Source organism: Secundilactobacillus similis DSM 23365 = JCM 2765, assembly GCF_001311075.1.
Lineage (GTDB): Bacteria > Bacillota > Bacilli > Lactobacillales > Lactobacillaceae > Secundilactobacillus > Secundilactobacillus similis.
Genome location: NZ_BBAD01000144.1, coordinates 1 through 4,026, shown reverse-complemented (window position 1 = coordinate 4,026; position 4,026 = coordinate 1). Strand labels below are relative to the sequence as shown.

At 46.1% G+C, this 4,026-nt stretch carries 2 protein-coding genes, 19 tRNA genes and 1 pseudogene; 2 read left to right on the top strand and 20 right to left on the bottom strand.

Annotation, left to right across the window (positions count from 1 at the left end):
- A pseudogene (locus JCM2765_RS18510) lies at nt 1-107 on the bottom strand (MBL fold metallo-hydrolase); the annotation flags it as partial.
- Nucleotides 108-203: 96 nt separating this feature from the next.
- Here JCM2765_RS18510 and JCM2765_RS16265 point away from each other — a divergent pair.
- Together JCM2765_RS16265 and JCM2765_RS16260 are read left to right on the top strand one after the other, a co-directional pair.
- The gene (locus JCM2765_RS16265) at nt 204-698 is read left to right on the top strand and encodes a hypothetical protein (protein ID WP_054737563.1); all 495 of its coding nucleotides are present in this window, start codon (nt 204-206) and stop codon (nt 696-698) included.
- A gap of 175 nt (nt 699-873) precedes the next feature.
- On the top strand, nt 874-2,097 hold the full coding sequence (locus JCM2765_RS16260; RefSeq protein ID WP_054737564.1) for a DUF2075 domain-containing protein: 1,224 nt from the start codon (nt 874-876) through the stop codon (nt 2,095-2,097).
- A 98-nt stretch (nt 2,098-2,195) separates the two neighbouring features.
- Here the strand turns inward: JCM2765_RS16260 and JCM2765_RS16255 are convergent.
- The 19 genes from JCM2765_RS16255 to JCM2765_RS16165 form a co-directional block, all read right to left on the bottom strand.
- Nucleotides 2,196-2,269, bottom strand: a tRNA-Asp gene (locus JCM2765_RS16255).
- Between the two features lie 4 nt (nt 2,270-2,273).
- Nucleotides 2,274-2,347, bottom strand: a tRNA-Met gene (locus JCM2765_RS16250).
- A gap of 25 nt (nt 2,348-2,372) precedes the next feature.
- A tRNA-Glu gene (locus JCM2765_RS16245) sits at nt 2,373-2,444 on the bottom strand.
- A 22-nt stretch (nt 2,445-2,466) separates the two neighbouring features.
- Nucleotides 2,467-2,554, bottom strand: a tRNA-Ser gene (locus JCM2765_RS16240).
- 2 nt (nt 2,555-2,556) lie between these two features.
- Nucleotides 2,557-2,630: transfer RNA gene (locus JCM2765_RS16235), tRNA-Ile, on the bottom strand.
- Between the two features lie 5 nt (nt 2,631-2,635).
- Nucleotides 2,636-2,706, bottom strand: a tRNA-Gly gene (locus tag JCM2765_RS16230).
- A 20-nt stretch (nt 2,707-2,726) separates the two neighbouring features.
- A tRNA-Phe gene (locus tag JCM2765_RS16225) sits at nt 2,727-2,799 on the bottom strand.
- Nucleotides 2,800-2,809: 10 nt separating this feature from the next.
- Nucleotides 2,810-2,883, bottom strand: a tRNA-Asp gene (locus JCM2765_RS16220).
- Between the two features lie 4 nt (nt 2,884-2,887).
- A tRNA-Met gene (locus tag JCM2765_RS16215) sits at nt 2,888-2,961 on the bottom strand.
- Nucleotides 2,962-2,967: 6 nt separating this feature from the next.
- Nucleotides 2,968-3,057, bottom strand: a tRNA-Ser gene (locus tag JCM2765_RS16210).
- A 51-nt stretch (nt 3,058-3,108) separates the two neighbouring features.
- A tRNA-Ile gene (locus JCM2765_RS16205) sits at nt 3,109-3,182 on the bottom strand.
- Between the two features lie 14 nt (nt 3,183-3,196).
- Nucleotides 3,197-3,270: transfer RNA gene (locus JCM2765_RS16200), tRNA-Met, on the bottom strand.
- Between the two features lie 46 nt (nt 3,271-3,316).
- Nucleotides 3,317-3,390 (bottom strand) — tRNA-Pro (locus tag JCM2765_RS16195).
- A gap of 5 nt (nt 3,391-3,395) precedes the next feature.
- Nucleotides 3,396-3,469, bottom strand: a tRNA-Arg gene (locus JCM2765_RS16190).
- Between the two features lie 21 nt (nt 3,470-3,490).
- A tRNA-Leu gene (locus tag JCM2765_RS16185) sits at nt 3,491-3,576 on the bottom strand.
- Nucleotides 3,577-3,588: 12 nt separating this feature from the next.
- Nucleotides 3,589-3,660, bottom strand: a tRNA-Gly gene (locus JCM2765_RS16180).
- Between the two features lie 13 nt (nt 3,661-3,673).
- Nucleotides 3,674-3,746, bottom strand: a tRNA-Thr gene (locus JCM2765_RS16175).
- A gap of 47 nt (nt 3,747-3,793) precedes the next feature.
- A tRNA-Lys gene (locus tag JCM2765_RS16170) sits at nt 3,794-3,866 on the bottom strand.
- 2 nt (nt 3,867-3,868) lie between these two features.
- A tRNA-Val gene (locus tag JCM2765_RS16165) sits at nt 3,869-3,941 on the bottom strand.
- Nucleotides 3,942-4,026: the final 85 nt, after the last annotated feature.

Sequence of the window (4,026 nt, the reverse complement as noted above, 5' to 3'; positions counted from 1 at the left end):
CCCCAGTCTAAAAGGCACTTAAACGTCCCCGATTCTAATAGATAACTGCTCGTCCCAATGCCATGATCTGGATAGCCACCGTAATAACCTAACACCGTTAATTTCATTAATAATTGACTTCCTTTCAAATTTGAATGACTTTTAATTTTCAATTGTCATTCGTCAACGTTATAATATAGTTGTGAAGACAGGAGGAATGACTTATGATTACGCAACTCAGCATCACCTTTGGTAGTAAACAAGTGCTTACCGACCTTCAAGCGCGGTATCCTGATCGGCCCATGCACCTGCTAGATGCTTCGTCAGCTGGCGAACAACTCGCCTTGTTAGATGTTTCTGGTCAAGAATCAGTCTTTAGTTCACCCGTTCATTATGACATTAAACTTCACCGTGGCACAACCGATTGGAATGGATTTATCAACTTTATGTACTTCGATAATCTTTCCGAAGATGATCAAACCGTCTTTAATTCTAAGGCAAGTCACTTCGTCTCCGTTGACGCAATGCCAGATGGGATGCACGCAGCCTACTTCATGAAAGCCGAGAAGAATCGGGCCAATAATATTTTATTAACCACTTGGTCGAGTGCCGAGGACTTTTCCATTTGGAAACGGAGCGACACGTTTAAACCATTCAAGTATTTCCAAAGCACACTAAACAACTATCACGAAGCCAGCTATCATTTTATTAATCAATAATCTGCTAAATTTTGGCAGTCTGTAACAATTAACAGCTGCTTAACGGTATCTAGTATCATTTTAAACGCGTGACCTAACCAATCGATTTGTTTAGGCACACGTCCATTCTAAAAAAGTTATGTAATCCATTGTCGATTGCATAACTTTTTATTTCAATAAAGGAGTTTTCGATTTGATTTCCAACGAAGCACACGTCAAATTAGCGCCACATCAGTCATTAACACCTGAACAAGAAACCCTAGTTCAACACATCCACCACTTCATCACCTCTCATATAACCGATGAGCAGCCAGCCATTTTCGTCATTCATGGCGATGCCGGAACGGGTAAAAGTGTCATTTTAAGCGAAGTCTTCTATCAATTGCAGCAGGCGCGTCGCAACCCAGACAGTCCCCTTTATCAGACCACCAATTACTTCTTGGTCAATCACCCCGAGTTATTAAAAGTATATCGTCAAATTGCTGGCGAGTTACCACAAGAGTTAAAAAAGGATTTTCAGCGACCAACCTCACTCATCAACCAGTGTCACAAGCATCAAACCGGATTCGATGTTGGCGTTATCGATGAAGCCCACCTGTTACTGTCACAACCCGACCACTATAATAACTTTTACGGTCAAAATCAGTTATTGGAACTGATTAAGTTAGCAAAAGTCCTCATCATCGTCTTTGACGAACGCCAAGTCCTTCGTTTAAAAACCTACTGGACAAAAGCTCGACTTCAGCAGTTGTTGGCCCCCTACCATCAGGAATGGTTCCACCTCACCACTCAGTTTCGCATGCAGGCCGACGATCAGGTGATTAACTGGATCGACCATTTTACTGGTGATCAACGATTACTACCAATTACACCAAGCTTCTTTAACAACTACGATTTTCGTGTATTTGACGATGCAGAAATAATGCGGCAGGCCATCGTTCACCAAAATAACCAAGTTGGCCTCTCAAGAGTCGTCGCAACAACTGGCTATCCTTCAACATTAGATGGTGGTAAACACTACATCCACGAAGGCCGTTTTAAGCTCCCTTGGGATCAGTATAACTATACGGTAACACCGTGGGCAGAAATTCCTGAAACCATTAACGAAGTCGGCTCAATCTATACCTGTCAGGGATTTGATTTAAACTACGTGGGTCTCATCTTAGGTCCTCCCATTACACTGGCGGCTGATCAGCAACACCTACAAATTGATCCAACTAAAATTACCGATGTCGAAGCCTTCAAAAAGCGTGATGATCTTACCGATCCGAATGAATTGAACCATGCTAAAATCACGTTGGTTTTAAATGCCATTAATGTGCTTATGAAACGTGGTGTCCGTGGGCTTTACTTATTTGCACATGATAAACAGCTTCGAACAGTCTTAACGGCAATGTATACCAACGCCATTAAGGATTAGAGAACGATCCAATGCATCTTGCTGCGTTGGATCGTTTTTAATAGTATACAAAAACCCCCGATTATCCAAAAGATAATCGGGGGTTTTTCGATGTGATACGGTCCGTACGAGACTCGAACTCGTGATCTCCTGCGTGACAGGCAGGCGTCCTAACCAGCTAGACCAACGGACCATGATTGCGGGGGCTGGATTTGAACCAACGACCTTCGGGTTATGAGCCCGACGAGCTACCAGACTGCTCCACCCCGCGATAATATTAATAAGATTAATTCTACTGACCCGTATGGGACTCGAACCCATGTTACCGCCGTGAAAGGGCGGTGTCTTAACCGCTTGACCAACGGGTCATACTTTTTAAATCTGAAACAACGGAGAAAGAGAGATTCGAACTCTCGCGCCGCTTACGCGACCTACACCCTTAGCAGGGGCGCCTCTTCAGCCACTTGAGTATTTCTCCAATGGGCCTAAATGGACTCGAACCATCGACCTCACGCTTATCAGGCGTGCGCTCTAACCAGCTGAGCTATAGGCCCATTAAAGCGGGTAACGAGAATCGAACTCGCGACAACAGCTTGGAAGGCTGTGGTTTTACCACTAAACTATACCCGCATGGGACTATTTAGATTTAATGGCGCGGGACGGAATCGAACCGCCGACACACGGAGCTTCAATCCGTTGCTCTACCAACTGAGCTACCGAGCCATAAAATAAACGGTCCGTACGAGACTCGAACTCGTGATCTCCTGCGTGACAGGCAGGCGTCCTAACCAGCTAGACCAACGGACCGTAATTGCGGGGGCTGGATTTGAACCAACGACCTTCGGGTTATGAGCCCGACGAGCTACCAGACTGCTCCACCCCGCGATAATAAGGAGGATGAGAGATTCGAACTCTCGCGTGGTTTGACCCACCTGACGGTTTTCAAGACCGTTCCCTTCAGCCAGACTTGGGTAATCCTCCATAAAAGAAGCAAATATTAAATTGTATGACCACCTTAAAGGACCAAACAAATGGACCTTGTAGGACTCGAACCTACGACCGGACGGTTATGAGCCGTCTGCTCTAACCAACTGAGCTAAAGGTCCGAGTAATGATCAAATCGCGGCAGGGGGGATCGAACCCTCGACCTCCCGGGTATGAACCGGACGCTCTAGCCAGCTGAGCTACACCGCGATGGTGACAAAATGAAACTATATGATTAGATAATGTTTTATCTAAATCGGGAAGACAGGATTCGAACCTGCGACCCCCTGGTCCCAAACCAGGTGCTCTACCAAGCTGAGCTACTTCCCGCTCAATGCACCCAGTAGGAGTCGAACCTACAACCTTCTGATTCGTAGTCAGACACTCTATCCAGTTGCGCTATGGGTGCAAAATATTAAAATGTAACAAATGCCGAGGACCGGGATCGAACCGGTACGGTTATCACTAACCGCAGGATTTTAAGTCCTGTGCGTCTGCCAATTCCGCCACCCCGGCGATTTTGGCAAAAGCGGAAGACGGGATTCGAACCCGCGACCCCCACCATGGCAAGGTGATGTTCTACCACTGAACTACTTCCGCATATTTTGTTAAATGCCGACTAGAAGATTCGAACTTCCGACCCCCTGTTTACAAGACAGGTGCTCTACCAACTGAGCTAAGTCGGCAACAACATGAATAATGATATCAGATCTAACCTTCATTGTCAACATGATGAGCCGTGACAGTCTCGAACTGTCGACCCTCTGATTAAAAGTCAGATGCTCTACCAACTGAGCTAACGGCTCAATGGAGGATACAGGGCTCGAACCTGTGACCCTCTGCTTGTAAGGCAGACGCTCTCCCAACTGAGCTAATCCTCCATAAAGATAGCGTGGCAACGTCCTACTTGCAGGGGGCGATCCCCCAACTACTATCGGCGTGCTGAAGCTTAACTTCTGTGTTCGA